The 21,919-nt window shown below is 66.1% G+C and carries 24 protein-coding genes; 15 read left to right on the plus strand and 9 right to left on the minus strand.

The window, feature by feature from the left end:
* Nucleotides 1–36: 36 nt before the first annotated feature.
* The 8 genes from fdhE (at nt 37) to F4Y45_03235 (ending at nt 5,749) form a co-directional block, all read left to right on the plus strand.
* Complete coding sequence (fdhE, locus tag F4Y45_03200) at nt 37–993, plus strand: formate dehydrogenase accessory protein FdhE (protein ID MXY23515.1); 957 nt, start codon at nt 37–39, stop codon at nt 991–993.
* A gap of 7 nt (nt 994–1,000) precedes the next feature.
* Nucleotides 1,001–1,684 (plus strand): methyltransferase domain-containing protein, encoded by a 684-nt coding sequence (locus F4Y45_03205; protein MXY23516.1) that lies wholly within the window; start codon nt 1,001–1,003, stop codon nt 1,682–1,684.
* A 5-nt stretch (nt 1,685–1,689) separates the two neighbouring features.
* Nucleotides 1,690–2,442: a bifunctional hydroxymethylpyrimidine kinase/phosphomethylpyrimidine kinase gene (gene thiD, locus F4Y45_03210; protein MXY23517.1), complete on the plus strand. Its 753-nt coding sequence runs from the start codon at nt 1,690–1,692 to the stop codon at nt 2,440–2,442.
* A gap of 84 nt (nt 2,443–2,526) precedes the next feature.
* Nucleotides 2,527–3,021 (plus strand): molybdenum cofactor biosynthesis protein MoaE, encoded by a 495-nt coding sequence (locus F4Y45_03215; GenBank protein ID MXY23518.1) that lies wholly within the window; start codon nt 2,527–2,529, stop codon nt 3,019–3,021.
* A complete protein-coding gene (gene moaD, locus F4Y45_03220) occupies nt 3,012–3,257 on the plus strand; it encodes a molybdopterin converting factor subunit 1 (protein ID MXY23519.1) in 246 nt (81 codons plus the stop codon). The genes F4Y45_03215 and moaD overlap by 10 nt, the downstream gene beginning before the upstream one ends.
* A gap of 64 nt (nt 3,258–3,321) precedes the next feature.
* Nucleotides 3,322–4,428: a peptide chain release factor 1 gene (gene prfA, locus F4Y45_03225; protein ID MXY23520.1), complete on the plus strand. Its 1,107-nt coding sequence runs from the start codon at nt 3,322–3,324 to the stop codon at nt 4,426–4,428.
* Complete coding sequence (prmC, locus tag F4Y45_03230; GenBank protein MXY23521.1) at nt 4,425–5,393, plus strand: peptide chain release factor N(5)-glutamine methyltransferase; 969 nt, start codon at nt 4,425–4,427, stop codon at nt 5,391–5,393. Before prfA ends, prmC begins: the two co-directional genes overlap by 4 nt.
* Nucleotides 5,390–5,749, plus strand: a complete 360-nt coding sequence (locus F4Y45_03235; protein ID MXY23522.1) for a histidine triad nucleotide-binding protein — start codon at nt 5,390–5,392, stop codon at nt 5,747–5,749. Before prmC ends, F4Y45_03235 begins: the two co-directional genes overlap by 4 nt.
* 43 nt (nt 5,750–5,792) lie before the next feature.
* On the opposite strand, the gene F4Y45_03240 is transcribed toward F4Y45_03235, so the two are convergent.
* Nucleotides 5,793–6,521 (minus strand): HAD-IA family hydrolase, encoded by a 729-nt coding sequence (locus tag F4Y45_03240; GenBank protein MXY23523.1) that lies wholly within the window; start codon nt 6,519–6,521, stop codon nt 5,793–5,795.
* 65 nt (nt 6,522–6,586) lie between these two features.
* Here F4Y45_03240 and ileS point away from each other — a divergent pair, with 65 nt between their 5' ends.
* Genes ileS through F4Y45_03260 form a run of 4 tightly spaced genes read left to right on the plus strand, consistent with a single transcriptional unit; the run spans nt 6,587 to nt 11,890 of the window.
* Nucleotides 6,587–9,463 (plus strand): isoleucine--tRNA ligase, encoded by a 2,877-nt coding sequence (ileS, locus tag F4Y45_03245; protein ID MXY23524.1) that lies wholly within the window; start codon nt 6,587–6,589, stop codon nt 9,461–9,463.
* Nucleotides 9,453–10,010 carry a signal peptidase II gene (gene lspA / locus F4Y45_03250; GenBank protein ID MXY23525.1) on the plus strand — a complete coding sequence of 186 codons (558 nt, stop codon included), beginning with the start codon at nt 9,453–9,455 and terminating at the stop codon, nt 10,008–10,010. The genes ileS and lspA overlap by 11 nt, the downstream gene beginning before the upstream one ends.
* Before the next feature lie 5 nt (nt 10,011–10,015).
* The gene (gene lgt, locus F4Y45_03255) at nt 10,016–10,825 is read left to right on the plus strand and encodes a prolipoprotein diacylglyceryl transferase (protein ID MXY23526.1); all 810 of its coding nucleotides are present in this window, start codon (nt 10,016–10,018) and stop codon (nt 10,823–10,825) included.
* A 6-nt stretch (nt 10,826–10,831) separates the two neighbouring features.
* Complete coding sequence (locus F4Y45_03260; GenBank protein ID MXY23527.1) at nt 10,832–11,890, plus strand: RluA family pseudouridine synthase; 1,059 nt, start codon at nt 10,832–10,834, stop codon at nt 11,888–11,890.
* Here F4Y45_03260 and lon read toward each other — a convergent pair.
* Nucleotides 11,880–14,324, minus strand: coding sequence for an endopeptidase La (gene lon / locus F4Y45_03265; GenBank protein ID MXY23528.1), 2,445 nt, complete (start codon nt 14,322–14,324; stop codon nt 11,880–11,882). The genes F4Y45_03260 and lon overlap by 11 nt on opposite strands.
* Before the next feature lie 37 nt (nt 14,325–14,361).
* Nucleotides 14,362–14,820 (minus strand): TraR/DksA family transcriptional regulator, encoded by a 459-nt coding sequence (locus F4Y45_03270; protein ID MXY23529.1) that lies wholly within the window; start codon nt 14,818–14,820, stop codon nt 14,362–14,364.
* A 418-nt stretch (nt 14,821–15,238) separates the two neighbouring features.
* On the opposite strand from F4Y45_03270, the gene F4Y45_03275 reads away from it, so the two are divergent.
* The 3 genes from F4Y45_03275 to F4Y45_03285 are packed head-to-tail and all read left to right on the plus strand — an operon-like array spanning nt 15,239 to nt 16,394.
* A complete protein-coding gene (locus tag F4Y45_03275) occupies nt 15,239–15,760 on the plus strand; it encodes a hypothetical protein (GenBank protein ID MXY23530.1) in 522 nt (173 codons plus the stop codon).
* A gap of 8 nt (nt 15,761–15,768) precedes the next feature.
* Nucleotides 15,769–15,960 carry a 50S ribosomal protein L28 gene (gene rpmB / locus F4Y45_03280; GenBank protein ID MXY23531.1) on the plus strand — a complete coding sequence of 64 codons (192 nt, stop codon included), beginning with the start codon at nt 15,769–15,771 and terminating at the stop codon, nt 15,958–15,960.
* Between the two features lie 47 nt (nt 15,961–16,007).
* Complete coding sequence (locus F4Y45_03285) at nt 16,008–16,394, plus strand: RidA family protein (GenBank protein MXY23532.1); 387 nt, start codon at nt 16,008–16,010, stop codon at nt 16,392–16,394.
* 23 nt (nt 16,395–16,417) lie between these two features.
* Here the strand turns inward: F4Y45_03285 and F4Y45_03290 are convergent, their stop codons facing one another.
* From F4Y45_03290 to F4Y45_03315, 6 genes are all read right to left on the minus strand, one after another.
* On the minus strand, nt 16,418–18,580 hold the full coding sequence (locus F4Y45_03290; protein MXY23533.1) for a bifunctional (p)ppGpp synthetase/guanosine-3',5'-bis(diphosphate) 3'-pyrophosphohydrolase: 2,163 nt from the start codon (nt 18,578–18,580) through the stop codon (nt 16,418–16,420).
* A gap of 78 nt (nt 18,581–18,658) precedes the next feature.
* Nucleotides 18,659–19,663, minus strand: coding sequence for a tetratricopeptide repeat protein (locus F4Y45_03295; GenBank protein ID MXY23534.1), 1,005 nt, complete (start codon nt 19,661–19,663; stop codon nt 18,659–18,661).
* A gap of 34 nt (nt 19,664–19,697) precedes the next feature.
* Nucleotides 19,698–20,165 (minus strand): biopolymer transporter ExbD, encoded by a 468-nt coding sequence (locus F4Y45_03300; protein ID MXY23535.1) that lies wholly within the window; start codon nt 20,163–20,165, stop codon nt 19,698–19,700.
* 6 nt (nt 20,166–20,171) lie between these two features.
* On the minus strand, nt 20,172–20,609 hold the full coding sequence (locus F4Y45_03305) for a hypothetical protein (GenBank protein MXY23536.1): 438 nt from the start codon (nt 20,607–20,609) through the stop codon (nt 20,172–20,174).
* 88 nt (nt 20,610–20,697) lie between these two features.
* Nucleotides 20,698–21,339 carry a flagellar motor protein MotA gene (locus tag F4Y45_03310; GenBank protein MXY23537.1) on the minus strand — a complete coding sequence of 214 codons (642 nt, stop codon included), beginning with the start codon at nt 21,337–21,339 and terminating at the stop codon, nt 20,698–20,700.
* 103 nt (nt 21,340–21,442) lie between these two features.
* Nucleotides 21,443–21,832, minus strand: a complete 390-nt coding sequence (locus F4Y45_03315) for an energy transducer TonB (GenBank protein MXY23538.1) — start codon at nt 21,830–21,832, stop codon at nt 21,443–21,445.
* Nucleotides 21,833–21,919 lie beyond the last annotated feature (87 nt).

The raw sequence follows: 21,919 nt of genomic DNA on the forward strand, positions 1-21,919 counted from the left end.
GCGTTCGCCCCGCCGTCACGCGATAATCGGGTTTCCATGCCCGTTCGACACTTCCCCACCGACCTGCTGGCCGATGCCGAGCAACGCTGGCTACGAATCGCGGACGACCATCCGGAACTGGCTGCCGCAGTCGATCTTCAACGCGTGCTCGTGACGCGCAGCGCCGAGGTGGCGGCCGACGCCGAGCGGCTCACCCGAGGAGCGAGCGCAGCGCCTGACGACCTCGCCGGGCGACTGGCCCGCGAGGATGCGCCGGTGCTCGACCTCGCCATCGACGAACTGGACGTCGAGCGACTCACCACGCCCCTGCTCGGTTTCTGCGACGACTTCGCGGCGGGTGGGGTGGGCGATCCGGCCCGGCGGGTCCGGGTGGTCCTCGAACGTGGCGAGATCGAGCCGGGATCTCTCCTCCGGTCATCGCTCGCACGGCAGCAGACGGCGATCCGGATGCGCGCGGAACATCTCGGGGTAGCGCCCGATCTGGTCTGGCTGGTTGCCGAACTGACCGTCGGACCGATCGCGCACCACCTGCAGCAGCAGGCGCTCGGGCCGGCGGCGCCGGCCGAATTGCGGGCCGCGACGACCGCCTGGCGGCACGGGTATTGCCCGGCATGTGGATCGTGGCCGGCCCTCGCCGAAGTCCAGGGCGGACGGCGCCATCTCCGCTGCTCGTTCTGCGGCGCCGATTGGGCGCCGGCCGAAACGGCCTGCGTCTACTGCGGGCGGGCGGACGACGGCTTTCTGGTTGCCGCCGCCGGGGCCGTCACGGCTCCGGAGCGTGCCCGCCGCGTCGAATTCTGCCGGGGTTGCGGGGGCTGGCTGAAGCAGGTGGACGTGCCGGACGCCATGCCGTTCCTGCTGCTGCCGTTGCTGGATCTCGAGACGTGCGATCTCGACGCGGCAGCGGCGGGCCGTGGTTACATACGGCCGCCGATGCGCGACGTGCCGACCCGTGACCTTCCCTGTCCTCCACCGGAGGAGGCCGTAAGATAGGTACGCGATGCGGATAACGCTGGCGGTTGCCATCGTCGGCCTCGCTGCCGCCCTGGCGGCCGGCGTCCCCCCGGCCGAAGGACAGGTGCGTCCGCCGCACGGCTCCCTTTTCGCTCCCGAGGATCTCGGTCTGCTCGAAGGACCGGACCGCGACGCCTGGCAGGAACCGGAGCTGATCATGGACGCCCTGTCGATCGCCGATGGCGCCGTCGTCGCGGACGTCGGAGCGGGAGGCGGCTGGTTCACCGTTCGCCTCGCGCAGCGGGTGGGGCCGAATGGCCTCGTCTACGCGGAGGACATTCAGCCCCAGATGATCGAGTCGATCAACCGACGCGTGAGTCGGGCCGGGCTGGCCAATGTGCAGACGATCATCGGAACGCCCAGCAACCCGATGATCCCGGCGCCGATCGACGCCTTGCTGATGGTCGAGGTGTACGGTCAACTGGAGGATCCGGTGACACTGCTCCAGAACGTCCTGCCGCGGCTTAAACCGGGTGGCCGCGTCGGCATCGTGGAGTACCGCCTCGACGGCGGCGGCCCCGGGCCGCCAACAGCAGAGCGGGTCGAACCGGAGACCATCATCCGCGACGCCGAGGCGGCCGGGTTGCGACTGCAGTCGCGCAACGATCAGTTCCGCTTTCAGTACCTCCTGGTTTTCGTCGCGCGGGAGCCAGCCGAGCCGATCGGCTAGCGCCGATGCACGTCGCGCTGACCATCGCGGGCAGCGACTCGGGAGGTGGCGCCGGCATCCAGGCGGATCTGCGCGCCTTTTCCGCGCGCGGCGTCCGCGGCGTCAGCGCGGTCACCGCCGTCACCGCCCAGAACGACCGTGCAATCACGGCGGCGTATCCCGTGCCGCCGGAAATCGTAGCGGCCCAGATTGATGCGGTACGTGACGGCTTCACGGTCGATGCCGTCAAGACCGGCATGCTGGCGACCGCGGCGATCGTGGAGACCGTGACGGACCGGCTCGCCGCGATCGGCGCACCACTCGTCGTGGACCCGGTCCTCGTATCGTCGAGCGGCATGGCGCTTCTGGACGACGCAGCGGTCGAGTTGCTGATGGGCAGGCTGCTGCCGCTTGCGGCAGTGGTGACGCCCAACCGTATGGAGGCGGAACGCCTGAGCGGGATGGCCATCGCCTCGCTCGCAGACGCCGAGACGGCGGCACGGAGAATCCGCGCACTGGGACCCGCCGCCGTCGTCATCACCGGCGGTCACCTGGACGCCGCAGGCGCCGCCGTTTTCGACGTGCTGGACGACGGCTCCGCCATGGTTCACCTCGAGGTCCCCCGTAAGGAAGCACTGGCCCGCCGGCACGGTACCGGCTGCGCCCACAGCGCCGCCCTGACCGCCGGCCTCGCCTCCGGCCGAAGCGTCGTGGAAGCCAGCCGAGAAGCCCAGCGCTACGTCTCGAGCCTAGCAGCCCGTGGTGAAAACCCCGCGTAGCACCGAGAGCGGCGAGGCGCCCGGCTGACAAGGCGCGACGAGGGAGCATCGGCCGTTCGCCGGACGCACCTTATACTGTCGTGGATGGCAACGCCGCGCTTCGTGGTAACGGACGCCACCCTGGATCCGGCAGCGTTGATTGACCTCGTGACCGAGTCGCTCGCCGGCGCCTCCGCCAGCGCCGGCGCGATAGCGTCGTTCCTGGGCACGGTCCGTAACGAGAACCAGGGTCGACGGGTGGAACGGCTCGAATACGAAGCGTACGCCCCCCTCGCCCTCAGGGCGTTCGAGCGCATCGCAGCGGAGGCGGGCGACCGATGGCCGGAAACGGTCCTGGCCGTGCACCACCGCGTCGGTGCGCTCGCCATTGGCGAGGCGAGCGTTGCCATCGCGGCCGCGTCGCCCCATCGGGCGGACGCGTTTTCCGCCTGCCGCTATGCCATCGAACGAATCAAGCAGATCGCACCAATCTGGAAGCACGAATTCTTCGAGGGAGGAGACGTCTGGATCGAGGGAGCGACGGCGGATCCGGACGACGAAGCGGCACGGCGCATCGCTCTGGAGCGGGCATGCGCGTGACGGTGCGGCTGTTCGCCCGGTTGCGCGACCTCGCCGGCGCCACCGACCTCGACCGGGAACTGCCCGACGGCGCGACGGCGCTTGCCCTCTGGGACGGACTCACCGCCGAGTTCCCGGAGTTCGAACCCTACAAAGCCACCGTCTCTGTCGCCGTCAACGAGGAGTACGCCCGGATGGACGCCGCACTTGCCGACGGCGACGATATCGCGTTCCTGCCGCCCGTGTCCGGCGGTTAGGATCACCGGGAACAGGGCGGCCCGGCGGGACCCGGGAAGCGCGCCGGTTCAAGGCAAACGGACCATGTTCGACAAACTGCAAGGCATCGAGGAACGGTACGACCACCTGATGACGCTGATCGCGGATCCGGCGGTCCAGGCGGATCAGGCGGCCTACCGGACGCACGCCCGCGCACTCGCGGAGCTGCAGCCGCTCGTGGAGAAGTACCGAGAGTACCAGTCCGTCGTCGAGGAGGCGGCGCAGGCCAAGGAGCTGGCCGACGGTGACGATCCGGAGCTGCGCGATCTGGCAAGGCAGGAACTCGAGACGCTGGAAGCACGGCGCGAGACGCTGCTGCTCGAGCTCCGCATGCTGCTGGTCCCGAAGGATCCGAATGACGAGCGGAACGTCGTTCTGGAGATCCGCGCCGGAACGGGCGGCGACGAGGCAGGATTGTTCGCCGCCGACCTGTTCCGGATGTACAGCCGTTACGCCGAGCGGCAGGGATGGCGGACGGAGATCCTCTCATCGAACCAGACGGGGGTCGGCGCGATCAAGGAGATCGTCGCGCTAATCGAGGGAAAGCAGGTCTACAGCCGCCTGAAGTACGAGAGCGGTGTTCACCGCGTGCAACGGGTGCCTGCCACGGAGGCAAGCGGCCGCATCCATACGTCGACGGCGACGGTCGCCGTACTGCCGGAAGCGGAGGAAGTAGACGTCACGATTGATGCGAAGGACCTTCGAATCGACACGTTCTGCTCGAGCGGGCCCGGCGGGCAGAGCGTCAACACCACCTACTCCGCCGTCCGGATCACGCACATTCCGACCGGCCTCGTCGTCTCGCAACAGGACGAGAAGTCGCAGATCAAGAACAAGGCGAAAGCCATGAAGGTGCTGCGGTCGCGCCTGTACGAGATGGAACTGCAGCGGCAGCAGTCCGAGATCGCGAGCGACCGCCGCGGCCAGGTGGGAACCGGCGAGCGTTCGGAGAAGATCCGTACCTACAACTTCCCGCAGAACCGGATCACGGACCACCGGATCGGCTTCACGACCCACCAGTTGCCCGCCGTGCTCGAGGGAGATCTCGGTGAGTTGATCGACGCAGTCGTAACGTACTACCAGTCGGAACGACTCAGGGCGGAGGAACAGGCGGACGGCTCCCCGCTTGCGGAGAAGGCGACGGCATCGTGACGCTCACGGTCTCCGCGGCGCCCGCGACGCCGGCGACGTTGGTGGGCGACGCCGTCCTGATGGACGAAGCGGCCTCCGCCCGCGAGCGCCTGCTCCGCGCCGGCGTCGCGGAGAACGAGGCGGGGGCCGACGCCGAACTGCTGGCGCGGCACGCGCTGGGGTGGGATCGGGCCACCTGGCTTGCGCGGCGGAGGGAATCGGTACCGGTGGGGTTCACGGCACGGTATGCGCCGCTCGTCGCACGGCGCGAACGGCGCGAGCCGGTGTCGCAGATCACCGGGGAGCGCGAGTTCTGGGGGTTGCGGTTTGCCGTCGGGCCCACCGTGCTGACGCCGCGGCCGGAAACGGAGCTCATCGTCGAGACGGCGTTGGAGGTTCTGGCGGATCGGCGGGACGAGCCGCTGGCGATTGCCGACATCGGGACCGGGTCGGGATGCCTGGCCGTGACGCTGGCCCGAGAATTCCGGCGAGCGGTGGTGACCGCCGTCGATCTCTCCCGGGACGCCTTGCGCCTGGCGCGCCGGAATGCGGCGGCTCATGGGGTGGCGGGACGGATTCAGTGGGTGCGCGCGGCGTTCGAGGCGTGGCTGGACGGTGGCGGACCGTACGGCGCGTGTTTCGACCTGACCGTGGCGAACCTGCCCTATATCCCGAGTGGCGAGATCGAGGCGCTGCCCGCCGAAGTACGTGACCACGAACCGCGGATGGCGCTGGATGGAGGAGTTGACGGGCTGGTTTCGTTGCGCGAGCTCTTCCGGGTCTGGCGTGGCGTTGACCGCTACGCCACCACGCCGTCTGGCGCACCCAGTACCGCGTCCAGCACCTGGCTGCTGGTCGAGATGGGAGCAGGGCAGGCCGATGCTGTCCGCTCGCTCGTGGACCGTGCGCCGGGACTCGATCTGGCCGGCATGCGGGTCGACCTTCGCGGAATCCCCCGCGTCGCGATGATTCGCAGGTCGCGATGAGTAGCAACGACACGGCTGACTGTCTCTTTTGCAGGATCGCGTCGGGCGAGATCCCGGGTGACATCGTTTACCAGGACGAAGACCTGATCGCGTTTAACGACATCAACCCGCAGGCGCCGACGCATGTGCTGATCGTGCCGCGGCGGCACATCGCGACCCTGAACGATCTCGCGGCCGACGACGTGAGTCTCGTCGGTCGGTTGATCCACCGGGCCACGGCGATCGCCGCGGAACGCGGGCACGCCGAGGCCGGCTACCGGACTGTCTTCAACTGCAACGCCGAGGCCGGCCAGACCGTCTTCCACATACACCTTCACTTGCTCGCTGGCCGCTCCATGACCTGGCCGCCGGGCTAGCCGGGAGCCTGGCGCCCGCGCGCCCGCAAGGGCAAACAGGCGGCTACAACCGGCGCAACAGGCCCGGGAGAGCGGTGAGAGAGTGGATCACCGGGATCTCATTCCCCACGCCGCCGCCGGGGTGCGAATTCCCGCTCATCGAGCGAATCAACAGGACGGCCGACATACCTACCTGTCGCGCTCCGGCGATGTCATGGGTCAGGCTGTCACCCACCATGACGGAGTCCGCCGCCGCCGTGCCCGCCGCGGCGAGGGCGGTACGGAAGATACTCGGATGGGGCTTCAGGTAGCCCTGCTCGGACGACGAAACGGCGACGGTGACGTACGGCTTCAACTGGAAATGGGTCTGGAAATTGTCGAGCGAGCGGTGCGTGTTGGAAATCAGGCCCAGGCGGTAGCCCTCGTCGCAGAGCGCGGCAAATGCGGGCTGAACGTCTTCGTACAGCGTGAAGTGACGGCAGGCGGCCCACTCCTCGTAGATCTCATGGGCGCAAGCGTCCAGACGGTCGCCCCGCGCGCCCATCTCGGTCAGGACCCGTCGAGCGTAGCGGATGAACGGATCCGGACGGTAGACCGCATCCTGCAGATGATCCAGTTCGCTCGATGCCTGGCGCACGGCGGCCTCGTAGAGGCTCGGGTCGGCTTGCAGCCCGTGGCTGCGCGCAAACGCGCTGTAGCCATCGCCGTCGAAGACCGGGCCGGGGTGAATCAGCGTGAAGTCGACGTCGAAGAAGACCGCTTCGACGCGCCGGCCGGACGCCATGCGCGCCATTATATTTTGCGGCTAAGATTGAAGAATTCCGCTCTGAACCGAGAGCTGTCGCGCCCCATCCTGCCATGCCTGACTGGAAAGACACGCTCAACCTGCCGAAGACCGCCTTCCGGATGAAGGCGAGCCTGCCGAGGACCGAGCCGGAGACCATCGCGCGGTGGGACGAGAGTGATCTGTACGGCAAGATCCGCGAGCGGCGCCGGGGCGCGCCCCGTTACATTCTGCACGATGGACCGCCGTACGCGAACGGCGAAATCCACGTCGGCACCGCACTCAACAAGATCCTGAAGGACATCGTCGTCCGGTCCCGCACGATGGCGGGCTTCGACGCGCCGTACGTTCCGGGATGGGACTGCCACGGTCTGCCGATTGAACTGCGCGTCGACCGTGAGCTGGGCGGCGGCGCCTCCGGCGGAAGACAGGCGCGGTCCGTGGTGGAGGTGCGTCGGGCCTGCCGCCGCTATGCCGAGAAGTACATCGACATCCAGCGCGAGGGCTTCCGCCGGCTCGGCGTCCTGGGCGCCTGGCGGGAGCCGTACCTGACGATGCGCTACCCGTACCAGGCGACGATCGTCCGGGCGCTTGGAGAGTTCGTCAAACGGGACCTCGTCTACCGCGGCAAGAAGCCGGTGCACTGGTGCATCAGCTGCCGGACCGCGCTCGCGGAGGCGGAGGTCGAGTACGAGACTCATCGCTCGCCGTCCATCCATGTCGAGTTTCCTCTGGCCGATCAGAGCCGTAGCGCGCTCGCCGCGCTCGCACCGGCCCTTGCGGGACGGCGGACATCGGTGCTGATCTGGACGACCACACCCTGGACGATCCCGTCCAACCTGGCAATCGCCTTCCACCCGGAGGTGACGTACGCCGCCTACGCGCAGACGGGCGCGCACGGCGACACGGCCACGTGCGACACCGTCATCGTGGCCCAACCGTTGGCGGACCGTGTCTCCCGGGAGACCGGCCGGACCTTCGGCGAGCCGCTCGCGACGTTCAGCGGGCGGGATCTGGAAGGGATCCGGTTTCGCCATCCACTCTACGACCGCGACTCCGTCGGCGTGCTGGCCGACTACGTCACGCTCGAGCAGGGCACCGGAGCGGTGCACACGGCTCCAGGCCATGGCGCCGACGACTTCCATACCGGCGTACGGTACGGCCTGGATATTCTGGCCCCCATCGGTCCCGACGGGCATTTCTTCGACAACGTTGACATCGTCGGCGGCATGCAGGTGTTCGACGCCAACCCGGTGGTAAACGACGCGCTCGGCGCCGCTGGAAGGTTGTGGCGGCGGACAGAGGTCGAGCACGCGTATCCGCACTGCTGGCGCTGCCACGCGCCGGTGATCTTTCTTGCTACCCCGCAGTGGTTCATCGAGCTGGATCGGGGTGGGTTCCGCGAGCGGGCACTGGACGCGATCAGCGGCGTCGAATGGTTCCCGTCGTGGGGCGAAGAACGAATCCGGCAGATGGTGGCTAACCGACCGGACTGGTGCATCTCGCGCCAGCGTTCCTGGGGAGTGCCGATCCCGGCGCTCTACTGCACGGCATGCGGCGAGGCGGTCCTCACCACGAAGTTGACGGATCGCGCGGCGCAGGTCTTCGAGAAGCATGGCGCCGACGCCTGGTACGAGCGGGACCTGAGTGAGTTCGTGCCGGACGGATTCGCCTGTACGTCGTGCAACTCCGCCTCTTTCGAGCGCGAGACGGACATCCTGGATGTCTGGTTCGACTCGGGGTCGAGCCATGAAGCGGTTCTCTCGGCGCACCCGGAACTGGAGTGGCCGGCGATGCTCTACCTCGAGGGATCCGACCAGCATCGCGGCTGGTTCCACAGCTCGCTCCTCGTCGGCATCGGCACGCGTGGCGCGGCCCCCTTCCGGCAGGTCCTGACGCATGGTTTCGTCGTCGACGCGGCCGGACACAAGATGTCGAAGTCGCGCGGCAACAGCGTCGACCCGAAGACGGTGATCCAACGGCATGGCGCCGAGATCCTCCGCCTCTGGGTAGCGATGGCCGACTACCGGGAAGAAATGCGACTCGGTGACGAGATTCTGGCGCGCGTCGTCGAGGCGTACCGGAAGATCCGCAACACTCTCCGCATTCTGGTAGCCAACCTGTACGACTTCGACCCGACCGCGGATCTCGTGCCGGTGGCGGAGATGGAGGAGGTGGATCGCTATGCCCTCGCCCGCTACGGCGAGACCGCGGTCACGATTCTCACCGCCTACGAACGGTACGAGTTGCAGCCGATATCACACGCGCTCAACCACTTCCTGACGGTTGACATGAGTGCGTTCTACATCGACATCTCCAAGGACCGGCTATACACCTTCGCGGCTGGCTCGGCGGGGCGGCGCTCGGCACAGAGTGCGATCTACAGGATGACAGATGGCCTGGCACGCCTGTTGGCGCCCATTCTCCCGATCACCATCGACGACCTTTGGTCCCACCTGCCGGGTCCCCGGGCGGAGAGTGTTCATCTGGCCGACTTCCCGGAAGGATGTGAGGAGCTGGTCGATCGCGAACTGCTCGACCGCTGGTCTCGGCTCCGCGCGTTGCGCGATGTCGTGAATGTCGAGCTGGAAGGGCTGCGACAGGCGAAAGTGGTTGGGACCTCGCTGGAGGCGGCAGTGGCGGTGCGTGCAAACGGCGCGACGGCCACCCTGATCGAACAGTACGTGTCCGACCTGCCGACCCTGTTCATCACCTCGGAGGCGACGGTCGAGACGGACGCCGCACTCCCCGTGGATCCGGAACAGGCGGCGTCGGCGGGAGCGCAGTTTGCCGAGCCGGACGGCGCGGCGGTGATAGCGGCGCGGCGCGCCGACGGGATCAAGTGCGACCGATGCTGGCGCTACGTTCCGGAGGTGACCGACACCGACCCGGCGGGCATCTGCGAGCGCTGCGCCGCCGCGCTGGCCGAAACGGTGGAGCGTGTTGTCTGAACCGGTCGGATCGGATGCCCACGCGCCGGTAGCCCGGCCGGATCCACCTTTTCCGTCCCCCGTCCCGTCGCGGCGCCTTCTGTTCTTGCTGGCAGCGACGATAGTCGTCGCCGATCAGGTCTCCAAGGGAATGGTGCGAGCCTGGCTGCCGCTTTATTCGTCGGTCACGGTCATTCCCGATCTGCTCGACTTCCGGTACGTCCGCAATACCGGCGCCGCGTTCGGTCTGCTGAACAACGTCGACATCCCGTTCAAACCGGCGTTGATGACGGCGATCGCGCTCTTCGCCATGATCGCCATCGGGTTCTACGCCAGTCGAACCGCGGCGGACGAGCGGCTGTCGAGAATCGGCCTTGCCCTTGTCCTGGGAGGCGCCCTCGGCAACCTCATCGACCGGATAGCCACCGGCTACGTCGTCGACTTCATCGATTTCTACTGGCGTGGCTGGCACTTCTGGGCGTTCAACGTCGCCGACGCGGCGATAACAGTCGGCGCCGGCTGTGTCATTCTTGACATGTTCACGAATCCTCAACCGCAGCGGGAGTAGCCGGGATGTATCCGCGACTCTTCGAGCTCTTTGGCGTCAGCATCTACACCTATGGTCTGATGCTGGTCGCCGCGTATCTCATCGGTCTCCGCGTGGCGGTGGCGCGCGGGAGGGCGCGCGGGTTGAACGACGCTCGCGTGATGGATCTCGGCATCCTGGTCATCATCGGCGCGCTGGTAGGCGCGAAGCTCCTGCTGTTCGTCGTCGAGTTCGATCACATCCTGGAGGACCCGGCATACCTCTGGACGCTTCTCCGCTCGGCCGGCGTCTTCTATGGCGGCCTCCTCCTCGCCGTCGTGGCTGCGTTCTGGTTCATGCGGCGACACCGGATGCCGGTCTGGACGACCTGTGACGCCTTCGCGCCGGGGATTGCGCTCGGCCAGGCCGTAGGAAGGGTCGGTTGTCTGCTCGCCGGCTGCTGTTACGGGCGGCCCACCGATCTGCCGTGGGGAGTCACCTTCATCGATCCGATCGCCGCCGCGAACGTCGGCACGCCACTCGACGTCGCTCTTCACCCGACGCAGCTGTACGAGTCCGTGGCGACCCTCCTGATCATGGGCATGCTGCTGCTCCTCGAACGGCGCCGCCGGATGTTCCCGGGACAGATCTTCTGGAGCTACCTGCTCCTGTATCCGATCGCGCGCTTCGCTATCGAGTTCTTCCGTGGCGATCCCCGCGGAACCGTCTTCGACCTGCTCTCGACGTCCCAGTTCGTGTCCGCGCTACTGATTCCGATCAGCATCGTGATGCTGATCCGGCTGGGAAGCACGCCGCGCCGCGGGTCGCCGCGACGCGCGACGGCGCATGCCACGTAGGACCCCGTGACCACGCCTGGCGATCCGCCAGCACACCCGCCGGCCGTCGAGGAGTTCGTGGTCACGGACGGCGAAGCGGGCGTCCGCCTCGATCAGTTCGTCACCACCCAGCTCGACGCGCGCGGCGCGGGCACGAGAACCGCCTGGACCCGCTCGCAAGTGCAGCGGCTGATCCGCAACGGGCATGTGCACGTGGCGGGTGCACGCGAGCGGCCGTCTGCCCGCGCGCAGACCGCTGCGCGGGCCCGTATGAGCAACCACGTTCGCGCGGGCGACCGGATCCGGGTGGAGATTCCTCCCGCGACGCCCGCGGCGCCCCAACCGGAGGCGTTGCCCGTCGACATCGTGCACGACGACCCGGACATCGTCGTCGTGAACAAGCCGGCGGGCATGGTGGTCCACCCTGGCGCCGGGCACGCCGGGGGCACGCTCGTGAACGCCCTGCTTCACCACGTAGACGATCTGAGCGGAATCGGGGGCGAGCTTCGGCCGGGGATCGTCCACCGACTCGATCGGGGCACGTCCGGCCTGATGGTCGTGGCGAAACATGATGCCGCCCACGCCGACCTCGCACGCCAGTTCAAGGCGCGGGAAGTGGAAAAGACGTACATCGCACTCGTCTGGGGCGTCGTGCGCCAGGGGCGGCGCATAGATCTCCCGATCGGCCGTGATCCCTTCGACCGGAAGCGCATCTCGGCGCGCGCGCGGCGCGCCCGCGACGCCGTGACGCGGATCACGAAGGCGGAGCCGCTCGCGGCGATGACGCTCGCCGAGGTCACCATCGCTACCGGTCGGACGCACCAGATCCGGGTCCACCTGAGCGCCATCGGCCACCCGATAGCGGGCGATCAGACCTACGGGGGGCGGAAGCGGCATGCTCCTGCGGAGTGCCGCGACGCGCATCGGATCGTCCAACGGCTCGACCGGCCGTTCCTGCACGCCGCGCGTCTGGCGTTCGCCCATCCACGCGATGGCCGCCGAATGGCGTTTACCTACGATCTTCCCGACGACCTGCAACGGATCGTCGACGGCCTGCGCGCACTGGAGACGAAAGCTACTGAATGACGTCGGCGACGGGAACGGAGGCGGTGGTCGTGTCCGATCCGCTGGAGTGGCGGGGCGGCGCCGTTGCCGGAGTCAGCGCGAGATCGAGCGCCTCGTCGATCGTCGAAACGTAGTGGGTTTCCATCTCCCGGCGCAGTTCCTCGCCGAGTTCCTCGTTGACGTAGGGCTCGTTCCGTTTCGGGAGAATGACGCGAAAAATGCCGAGCTGACGCGCCGCGAGCACCTTCTCCTTGACACCGCCGACCGGTAAGACCAAACCCGAAAGCGTGATCTCGCCCGACATGGCGATGTCGCCTCGTACCGGGCGGCCGGTCAGCTCGGATACGAGCGCCACCGCCATCGTCAGACCGGCCGAGGGCCCGTCCTTGGGGATGGCCCCCGAGGGCACATGGATGTGGATGTCGCCGTTACCGAAGAAGTCGGCATCCACCTGGTAGCGGGCGGCGTTCGTCCGAAGCCAGGAGACCGCGGCGGCAGCCGATTCCTTCATCACGTCGCCCAACTGGCCGGTCAGCTGCAGCCGGTTCCCGTTCGTCATCCGTGCGGCCTCGACAAAAAGCACGTTCCCGCCAGCCGGCGTCCATGCCAGGCCGGTCGCCACGCCCGGACGCCTGGTCCGCTCCGCAACCTCCTCGTCCTGGAACTTCATGGGGCCCAGCAACTCGGCCGCCAGATCCGGCGTCACAGACACAGTTGCTTCGTCTCCCTCGGCGCGCCGCCGCGCGATCTTCCGGCAAAGCGCTCCGAGTTCCCGCTCCAGGTTCCGGACACCCGCTTCCCGCGTGTAGTTGCGGATCAGTGTCCTGAGCGCCGGGTCGGTGAACGCGATCTGCTCAGCCGACAGGCCGTGTCGTTCCACCTGCCGCGACACCAGGTGCTCTGTTGCGATGGCGAGCTTCTCGTCCTCTGTATAGCCGGGCAACTCGAGGACCTCCATCCGGTCGCGCAGCGGGGGTGGCACGGGGTCCAGGAAGTTCGCCGTCGTTATGAACAGCACTTCCGACAGGTCGAACGGCACGTCGAGATAGTGATCGCGGAACGTGTTGTTCTGCTCCGGATCCAGCACCTCGAGCAGGGCGGAGGCGGGATCGCCCCGGAAGTCCGTGCCGAGCTTGTCTATCTCGTCGAGGATGAAGACCGGGTTCCGTGTCTCTGCGCGCCGCAGGCCCCGGATGATCTGCCCCGGCAGGGCGCCAATGTACGTGCGGCGGTGACCCCGGATTTCCGCCTCGTCACGCATGCCGCCCAACGACACCCGAACCACCTCGCGGTCAAGTGATTCGGCGATACCCTTGGCGAGCGACGTCTTGCCAACGCCGGGCGGACCGACGAAGCACAATATCGGACCCTTGAGATCCGGCTTCAGCTTGCGCACGGCGAGGTATTCCAGGATCCGGTCCTTCGCCTTCTCGAGGCCGGAATGCCCCCGGTCGAGCGTCCGCTTCGTTCGCGGCAGGTCGATCGTCTCTTCGCTCCGGACGTTCCAGGGAAGGGAAATCAGCCAGTCCAGATAGGTGCGCGAGACGGTGTACTCCGCCGCCGCCACTGGCATCTTGGACAGCCGATCCAGCTCGCGCCGAGCTTCCTTCGCGACCGCTTCCGGCATGCCGGCCGCTTCGATCTTCTCGCGGAGCTCGTTGACCTCCTTTGCCTGATCGTCGTTCTCGCCCAGCTCCTTGCGGATCGCCTTCATCTGCTCGCGGAGCAGGTACTCCCGCTGACTCTTGCCCATCTCCGACTGCACCTGCGACTGGATCGTCGAGCGAATATCGAGAATCTCGATCTCCTTGGCCAGGAGCTGGTTGAGCCGGGTCAGTCGGTCGCGGACATCGAGCGTCTCCAGGATCGTCTGCTGTTCCTCGGACCCTATCGTCCGAAGGCTCGATGCGATTACGTCAGCCAGGCGGCCCGGCTCCGCGATGTTGTCGACGAACGCCGGCACGTCGTCGGACAGATGCGGCGACGCCGCCACGACCTCCACAAACTGCTTTCTGGCGGTAGCGACGAGTTCGTCGATGGCCTTCCGGTCACCGTCGTCCGACACTTCCTCCGCGGGGTGAATCGCGGCCAGGTGAAACGGCTCGATGGTGATCAGCCTGTCGATGGCAATTCGACTGATGCCCTCGACGAACAGACGGTAACTGCCGTCCGGCAGAGGGAATATCTTGTGGACCTGCGCCAGGGTGCCCACCGGATAGAGGTCGTCCTGGCCCGGCTCTTCCAACGCGGCGTCGCGCTGCGTAAAAAGAGCAATCAGCTGGCTTTCCTCGAGCGCGGTCTCGATGAGCTTGACGGAACGGGGACGCCCCACGGCGAGCGGCATGATGCCGCCCGGAAAGAGCACCGTGTCACGCAGCGGCAGCACGGCGACTTCCGACGGCACTTCATGCGCCTGCGCCGCCGTGTCCGCCGTGGAGCGTCGACGGTCACCCATCTCCAGTCGAATATAGCAGGCGTTTCACCACGGCCTGCTAGCCCTGATAGTCGGTGAAGAGCGACCCGGGAGCCCGTCTCGCCTCGTACATTTGCTCCTGCTCGATCGCCAACTCCCGCTCCACCTCACACTCGGTGCAGCGGACAGCGAACGGCAGCGCGCGAAGGCGCTGCGTCGCGATCTCCGTCCCGCACTCGTAGCAGTACCCGAAAGTCCCCTCGTCGAGCCGGTCGAGCGCCTCGGTGATCCGATGAAGCGTCTCCGTCTTCATCTGCAGCACGGCGAACTCGATGTCACCCTGAATGTCCATCTCGGACATTTCCGCCTCGTCGCACACGTCAGGCGTGGGCGACGCAGCATGCTCCAGCCGGGCATCGCGCATCTTGTGCTGCACTTCACCGATGATCTCGAGCCGGCGCGCCTCAAGCATCTGCTTGAGCTCGCTGTAGCGAGCCGGACTCAGCTTCTTCTTCGTGGCGCGTGTTCGCGTCGTCATCGTGCCTGCTCCTTTCCAGGCGTTGGTTCCTCCAGCGCGGCGCTGCTATCCCCATCGGGCCCTGCCAATCCGGATGCAAGATCCGTGCCATTGGAAACGGCGCTATTTGCTTAGACGACAGAAACACCGGTTTGGTTTCGCAGTTTCGACCTGTCCTCATGAGAGGACGCCTTGCGACCGATCGGCGCCACCGCCACGGGGAGGGTGCCGGAGGCCTGGGAATCGGCCTTGCTGTCATAATCCGCTCACCATGCCAAAACGGACCTGTCCGCTTTGCACCGGCCGGAAGGCCCGGCGCGCCTGCCCTGCGAAGGGGGTATCGATCTGTTCGGTCTGCTGCGGCACCAAGCGCCTGATCGAAATCGCCTGTCCGCCCGACTGCGTCTGGCTCCAATCCGCCTCAACGCATCCGCCCGCGGTGGTGCAGCGACAGCGGGAACGGGATGTTCACTTCCTCGTCGCGCTGCTGCACGGCCTGACGCCACCGCAACAGGCCCTCACCTATCGACTCCTGGCCATGCTGGGGCTGGAACGGCCCGACCTTCCTGGCCTGTGTGATGCCGACCTGATCGAAGCGGCCCAGGCCATGGCGCAGACTTCGGAGACGGCGAGCCGCGGGATCGTCTACGAGCACACTGCCCAGACGGCCCACGCGCGGCAACTGGTGAAGGAAATGACGGATATGGTCGAAGCGGCGGCACAACAGGGAACGCCAATCCCGGACCATGACGTCGCCGGCATCTTCCGCCGGATCGAGCGCGGCGCACGCAGCGGCCGAGAACTGCTGGGAGAGGATGGTGGCGACACCGCCTGCCTCGCCATGCTAAGGAGACTGGCGACGGCCATGGCGCGTGATGCGGACCGGTCGGGAGATGGCGTGGAGAATGCCCCCGAACGGACTTCGGCATCCGGCCTGATTGTCCCTCCTGGTATAGAATAGGGACGCTCATGGCAAGACGTTGCGACATCTGCGGCAAAGGCCCCAGAATGGGCCGAAATGTCTCGCACGCCCATAACGTGACCAGACGGCGGTTTGAAGCGAACATTCAGACGGTTCGCGCGGTGGTCAACGGCGGGGTGAAACGGCTGAAGGTCTGCACCCGCTGCATCCGGTCAAACCTGGTGGTCAAGGCGCCTTAGCCCAACACGCCGCGACGACCCCGAACGGGGTCCCTTCCAGGCAGGACGTGTCTCGGACTCCCATTGCCACGACGGGCGCGCCGGCCGCGATCGGTCCCTACTCCCAGGCGATCCGCAGCGGTAATCTGCTCTTTGTCTCAGGCCAGGTAGCCATGGATCCAGAGACGGGAGAGATGCTCGGAGGCGACGTCAGCGCTCAGACGGAGCGGGTACTTCGGAGCCTCGACGCCATCCTCACCGCCGCCGGCGTCACGCTGGCCGACGTCATCAAGACAACCGTCTATCTCGCCGACATGAACGACTTCGCGGCGATGAACCGAGTGTATGGGGCTTTCTTCACCGATCCAGCGCCGGCCCGCGCTGCCGTACAGGTGGCGCGACTCCCGAAGGACGCCCTGGTCGAGATCGACTGCATCGCCAGAGTCGACAAGTAACCAGGGTGTCGGCTGACTCTCCTCTACTGCTGGCGCAGTACGCGTTCGACGTTCAAGACTCCCGGCACGGCGCGGACCACCTTGATCACCCGCTGGAGGTGCTTCAGGTCAAGGATGTCCATGGTGACGCTTATGTGGCCATGCTGATCCTCGCCCGATGACGCCTCCACCTTTCGGATGTCGATCCGGGTTTCCGCGATGCGCGAGGTGACATCGGCAAGCATCCCGCGCCGGTCCACCACCTGGATGGTGAGGCAAACCGTGAACGAAGCATCGCGGTCCGCCTTGCCCCAGACAACGTCGATCCGGCGCTCGGGGTCGTATAGCAGGTTCAGCACGTTTGGGCAGTTCGCGGAATGGACCGACACGCCCTTGCCGCGCGTGACGTAGCCGACGATCTTCTCTCCCCGTATCGGGTTGCAGCAGCCGGCGCGAAAGACCATCAGGTCGTCGAAGTCACGGACCTTGATGACATCCCGGTTAGGCTGCAGAATGCGCCGGACGGCGGAAGTGACCGACGCCTCCCGCTTCGGTTCCTGCAGTTGCGTCTCCGGCACCAGCCGGTCCAGAACCTGCCGAGCTGAGACCTTTCCGTAGCCGACGGCGGCGTACAGGTCGTCCGGCTTCGAAATGTTGAAGTCGCCACAGACGGTCTCGACGACAGCCGTATCCAGCACCGCCCTGGTCTTCAGCGCGAAGCGCCGGGCTTCCTTCTCGAGCAGCTTGCGCCCCAGATCGACCGCCCGCAGCTTCTCCTCCGCGTGGATGAACTGCTTGATCTTGTTGCGCGCGCGAGCCGTAGCGACGATGTTCAGCCAGTCGCGGCTCGGGTGGTGACCCGCCGCCGTGACCACCTCCACGATGTCGCCACTCTCCAGACGGGTACGGAGGGGCACCATCCGGCCGTTAACGCGCGCGCCCACGCAGGTGTGGCCAACGTCGGTGTGGATTGCATACGCGAAGTCAATCGGCGTTGCGCCTCGGGGCAGCGCCTTCACTTCTCCCTTTGGCGTGAAGGTGTAGACCTCCTCCGGGTAGAGGTCGATCTTCAGGCTGTGGATGAACTCGGTCGGGTCCGGGACTTCCTTTTGCCACTCGAGCAACTGGCGGATCCACAGGAAGTACTGCTCGTCCGTCTCTGCCCCGACACGTCCCACCTTGTACTTCCAGTGGGCCGCGATCCCCTCCTCGGCGATTTGGTGCATCTGCTCCGTCCGGATCTGCACTTCGAACGGAAAGCCCCGGTCGCTGACGACCGACGTGTGCAATGACTGATAGCCGTTCGGCCGTGGCATCGCGACGAAGTCCTTGAACCGCCCCGGAACGGGCGACCAGGTCTGGTGGATGATGCCAAGCGCGGCGTAACAATCGTGCACCGAGCTCGTGATGACGCGGACTGCCACCAGGTCATACACCTGATCAAGCGAGATCCGCTGGCGCTTGATCTTCTCGCGGATGCTGAACGGCTGCTTGATCCGGCCTTCGATGGTAAGGACCGGCACACCTGCCTTCCGGAGCTTGTCCGAGAGTGTCAGCTTGAGCCGCGCCACCGTGCGGTCGGTCGCCTTTCGACGCTTGTCTATGAGGGTACGGATGGACTCGTATTCCCCGGGTTCCAGTTGCCGGAACGCCAGCTCCTCGAGCTCGTGCTTCACCTTGCTCATGCCGAGCCGGTGCGCGATCGGCGCGTAGATATCCACCGTCTCCTGTGCGATTCGTAGCCGGCGCGATTCCGCCAGGTGGTCGAGAGTCCGCATGTTGTGGAGCCGGTCGGCCAGTTTCACCAGGATGACGCGAACGTCGTCAACCATGGCGAGCAGCATCTTCCGGAAGTTCTCGGCCTGCCGTTCCTCGCTCGAGGAGAACTGCATCGCGCTGATCTTGGTGACGCCGGCGACCACATGCGCGATGTCCTCGCCGAACAGCTCACGCACCTTCTCCTCGGTGGTAAGCGTGTCCTCCACGACGTCGTGCAGCAGGCTGGCGGCAACCGCGACGTCGTCGAGATGCATGTCCGCCACCAGTTCCGCCACCTCGAGCGGGTGCGTGATGTACTCCTCACCCGAGCGACGCGTCTGGCCGGCGTGGGCCACGGCGGAGAAATCGTACGCCCGGCGCAGCAGGTCAGTATCGGAGTCCGGCTTGTACGACTGGACTCTCTCGATCAGGCCGTCAAGAGTGCTCATAAAAAAAAGCCGGGCGCCCTCACGAGCGCCCGGCCCTGAAACGCCGCCGATCTGCAAGGGATGTTGGGTGCCGGACGCCTATTCCCCTTCGGCCCCTTCTGCCGCCGCCGCGGCGGCAGCCTCTCCACGCGCCTCTTCCTGAATCTGCTGGGCAAGGTCGCGCAACTCATCCGCCTGGGCGATCAGCGCATCCTGTTCGTCGACATCCTCGGTCATGTTCGCCTGCATGCGAAGCAGGATGTTCTTGTATATCAGCGCGTCAACGTAGCGATCGTTGAGCGAGATCGCCCGATCGGCCGCCTCGATCCCCGAGAGGATGTACTCCTCCTTCTCGTCCTGCGTGATACGGAAGTCACGGAACGCCTTCTCCCAGAAGAAGGTCGAGATCGTGTAGTAGGCCTCCGGGTTGTCCGGCTCTATCCTGGCGCGCTCCCGCAGTGCCTCAATGGTCGCGTCGAAATCGCCGCTCCGGTTGTAGAAGCCGGCAAGCTGCAGGTAGACCGTGGGATCCTCCCGCCGCATGTTCCTCACCTCGAGCATGATCGCTTCGGCATCCTCGAAGAGGCCCGACTCCTCGAACAGCTGCGCGAGAACGAAGTAATTGTCGGGGTTGGCGGGATCCAGCTGAATCATCTCCTGCAGCAGCATGGCGCGACTGGTCGGATCGTTCATCCGATCCGGACCGTAGGCCGCCACCAGGTACTGCATCGCCAGCGTCTGGAACTCGGGGTTCGGGATCTCTTCGGAAGCAAGCCGGTAGTACTCGACGGCGCGTTCCAGGTAGGCGTCGTTCTGGGCGTCGCCCCTGAACGCCGGCGTGTACAGGTTGTCGTAGGAGTTGGCGATGTAGAAGTAAGCGACCGTCATAACCTGTGACAGTTCACTCTCCGGGTCGTCGGCGATGACTTCCAGCACCTGCTCGTATTCCTCGATCGCCCCTTCGTAGTCGGCCCGGCCATACAGCAGGTTGGCTTCCTTGAAGGTCCGCATCGCGCCGAGCTGCTCGAAGAAGGCGCACGAAACCAACGGCATCACGAGCGCCGCGACGAGGACCAGTCTCAGGAAGGTGCGTCCGGTCTGCATGATGTTCTCCTTCTCGGCTTATTCGCCAGCCGGTCTAGCTGACCGGTGCGGCGCCGGCAGCGCGGCGCATGCCTTCCGTCACGATGCCCACCTTTTCTACCCCAGCGCCTCTCGCGGCATCGATCACGTCGATGATCTCGCCGTAAGTGAGAGACCCCGAGCCAGCGATGAACATGGTCTTCTCGCGCCGGGTCTCGAAGATCTGCCGCAACTCCGACTCCAGTGTCGCCATGTTCATGGGCTGCTGGTTGACGGAGATCCGCCGATCCGCGGTGAACTCCAGCACGATCTGGCTGCTGTCGGTGGCCGCCTGCGCCGAGCCCTGGGTCTCGAGCGGCAGATTGATGTCCAGGCCACGCTGTCCGAGAGGGAGAGCCGCCAGGAAGATGACGATCAGAACCAGCAACACGTCGATGAACGGCGTGATGTTGATCTCCGAGTTCGCCGCAACCTTCGACGCTCCGACGACTTTATCGGCACCGTGGTGCTTCTTGTGCGCCATCGTGGACTACTCCCCTCCGCCGGCCGCGCCACCCAGCTCGCGCTCGGTGATCAGGCCGACGTTCTCAATCCCGGCCCGCTGCAACTGATCCATCAGTTCCATCACGGACGAGTACTGAGCGTTAACGTCGCCCTTGATCAGCAGAATGCGTTCCAGCTTCCGGCCCAATGCGTTATTGATGGCATTGAGCAGATCGCCCTGCGTCGTCTGCACATTGTCGACGAAGTACCGGCCGTCTGCCGTCACCGCCACGACGGTGTTGTTGTCGTTGTCCGGCTTGTCAGCCGTGTTCTGCGCCTCGGGCAGCGTCAACGTCACGCCCGCCTGCAACAGCGGCGCGATGAGCATGACGATGATCAGGAGCACGAGCATCACGTCGGCAAGCGGCGTGATGTTGATCTCCGAATTCAGTCCGTCGTTCTTGTCGCCAACTTGCATCCCCATGGTCTGTTCTCCTCAAGTGAAATCGCGATCCGGACGCGCCCGCCACGAGCAGCGAACGCATCCGGCCGAAATCGCCTTGGCGAAGGGTCTACGACTTCTTGATGAAGTAGTCGACCAGCTCGGACGATGAGTTGTCCATCTCGACGGCGAAGTACTCGAGGCGCCCGGTCAGGTAGTTGAAGAACCAGACCGCCGGAATCGCCACAAACAGACCGATGGCGGTGCCGACCAGGGCTTCCGAGATGCCGCCGGAGACGGCGCCCAGACCGCCGGACCCGGTTGCCGCGATCCCCTGGAACGCGTTGATGACGCCGATCGTGGTGGCGAGCAGACCGACGAAGACGGCCGTCGATCCGATGGTAGCGAGGATGCCCATGCCCCGCTTCAGGTCGGACGACGTGAGTGCGGACGCCCGCTGAATCGCGCGGTGCACACTGTCCACGACATCGTCCTTGTTCAGTTCGACACCACTGTCCTGCTGGAACTGGTACTCCTGAAGCCCGGCCAGCACGACTTTTCCGAGGTGGCTGTACTTGTAGTTCTTGGACTGCGAAATGGTGATCGCTTCCTTGAGCTTGCCGTCCTTGAGGTGCTTCGCCACCTGCGGCGCGAACAGCTTCGACTGCTTCGCCGCCTGCACGAAGGTGAACAGCCGCTCAAAGAAGACGCCCACCGAGGCCATCGACATGATGACGAGGACGCCCATCAGCAGCCTGACCGCCATCCCCATCTGCTCCCAGAGTTCGAGAAAATCCATCTGTTCCTCCTCGCGGACCCCCTTGCCGGGCCCTCAACGACTCCGTTTCACTGGTTTGAGCTAACTAAAACCCGAACTACTGCAGCGTGAAGTTGACGGTCACCGTCATGATGACCGGCACCGGCACGCCATTCAACAGCGTCGGCGTGTACTGCCACTGCTTGACGGCGGTAATCGCTGCTTCGTCGAGCAGCGGCACCGACCGCAGCACCTTGACGTCGGTCACCGCACCCGTCGGACCGATGACCGCCTCAAGAATCACCACACCCTGCACTCGGGCCTGCTGGGCCACCGGCGGATAGACCGGCGGGACATCGCGGACTTTGGTCGGCGGGCTGATGTTGCCACCGACGCGCACCGGCTCGGGCGGCGGGGGAGGAGGCGGCGGCGCGCTCGGCAAGCCGCCGACGATGCCGCTGACGACACCGCCTACGACGCCGCCTTCGACGCCGCGCACTTCGGACAGGTCAAAGCCGGTCTCCTCGACGATCTGCTCCGGAGCGGCAATCGGCGCCGCGTTCGGGTTGACGTCGATGACCGGCGGCGGCGCGGC

Source organism: Acidobacteriota bacterium (genome assembly GCA_009838525.1).
GTDB lineage: Bacteria > Acidobacteriota > Vicinamibacteria > Vicinamibacterales > UBA8438 > VXRJ01.

Excerpts from the sequence above, each read along its gene's own strand:
- lon (MXY23528.1), bottom strand. The coding sequence starts at position 14,324 with ATGGGTGACCGTCGACGCTCCACGGCGGACACGGCGGCGCAGGCGCAT.
- F4Y45_03240 (MXY23523.1), bottom strand. The coding sequence starts at position 6,521 with ATGGCGCGCATGGCGTCCGGCCGGCGCGTCGAAGCGGTCTTCTTCGAC.
- thiD (MXY23517.1), top strand. The coding sequence starts at position 1,690 with ATGCACGTCGCGCTGACCATCGCGGGCAGCGACTCGGGAGGTGGCGCC.
- F4Y45_03300 (MXY23535.1), bottom strand. The coding sequence starts at position 20,165 with ATGGCGCACAAGAAGCACCACGGTGCCGATAAAGTCGTCGGAGCGTCG.
- F4Y45_03295 (MXY23534.1), bottom strand. The coding sequence starts at position 19,663 with ATGCAGACCGGACGCACCTTCCTGAGACTGGTCCTCGTCGCGGCGCTC.
- F4Y45_03270 (MXY23529.1), bottom strand. The coding sequence starts at position 14,820 with ATGACGACGCGAACACGCGCCACGAAGAAGAAGCTGAGTCCGGCTCGC.
- F4Y45_03305 (MXY23536.1), bottom strand. The coding sequence starts at position 20,609 with ATGGGGATGCAAGTTGGCGACAAGAACGACGGACTGAATTCGGAGATC.
- F4Y45_03205 (MXY23516.1), top strand. The coding sequence starts at position 1,001 with ATGCGGATAACGCTGGCGGTTGCCATCGTCGGCCTCGCTGCCGCCCTG.
- ileS (MXY23524.1), top strand. The coding sequence starts at position 6,587 with ATGCCTGACTGGAAAGACACGCTCAACCTGCCGAAGACCGCCTTCCGG.
- F4Y45_03235 (MXY23522.1), top strand. The coding sequence starts at position 5,390 with ATGAGTAGCAACGACACGGCTGACTGTCTCTTTTGCAGGATCGCGTCG.
- lgt (MXY23526.1), top strand. The coding sequence starts at position 10,016 with ATGTATCCGCGACTCTTCGAGCTCTTTGGCGTCAGCATCTACACCTAT.
- moaD (MXY23519.1), top strand. The coding sequence starts at position 3,012 with ATGCGCGTGACGGTGCGGCTGTTCGCCCGGTTGCGCGACCTCGCCGGC.
- F4Y45_03215 (MXY23518.1), top strand. The coding sequence starts at position 2,527 with ATGGCAACGCCGCGCTTCGTGGTAACGGACGCCACCCTGGATCCGGCA.
- fdhE (MXY23515.1), top strand. The coding sequence starts at position 37 with ATGCCCGTTCGACACTTCCCCACCGACCTGCTGGCCGATGCCGAGCAA.
- F4Y45_03310 (MXY23537.1), bottom strand. The coding sequence starts at position 21,339 with ATGGGGATGGCGGTCAGGCTGCTGATGGGCGTCCTCGTCATCATGTCG.
- F4Y45_03290 (MXY23533.1), bottom strand. The coding sequence starts at position 18,580 with ATGAGCACTCTTGACGGCCTGATCGAGAGAGTCCAGTCGTACAAGCCG.
- prfA (MXY23520.1), top strand. The coding sequence starts at position 3,322 with ATGTTCGACAAACTGCAAGGCATCGAGGAACGGTACGACCACCTGATG.
- rpmB (MXY23531.1), top strand. The coding sequence starts at position 15,769 with ATGGCAAGACGTTGCGACATCTGCGGCAAAGGCCCCAGAATGGGCCGA.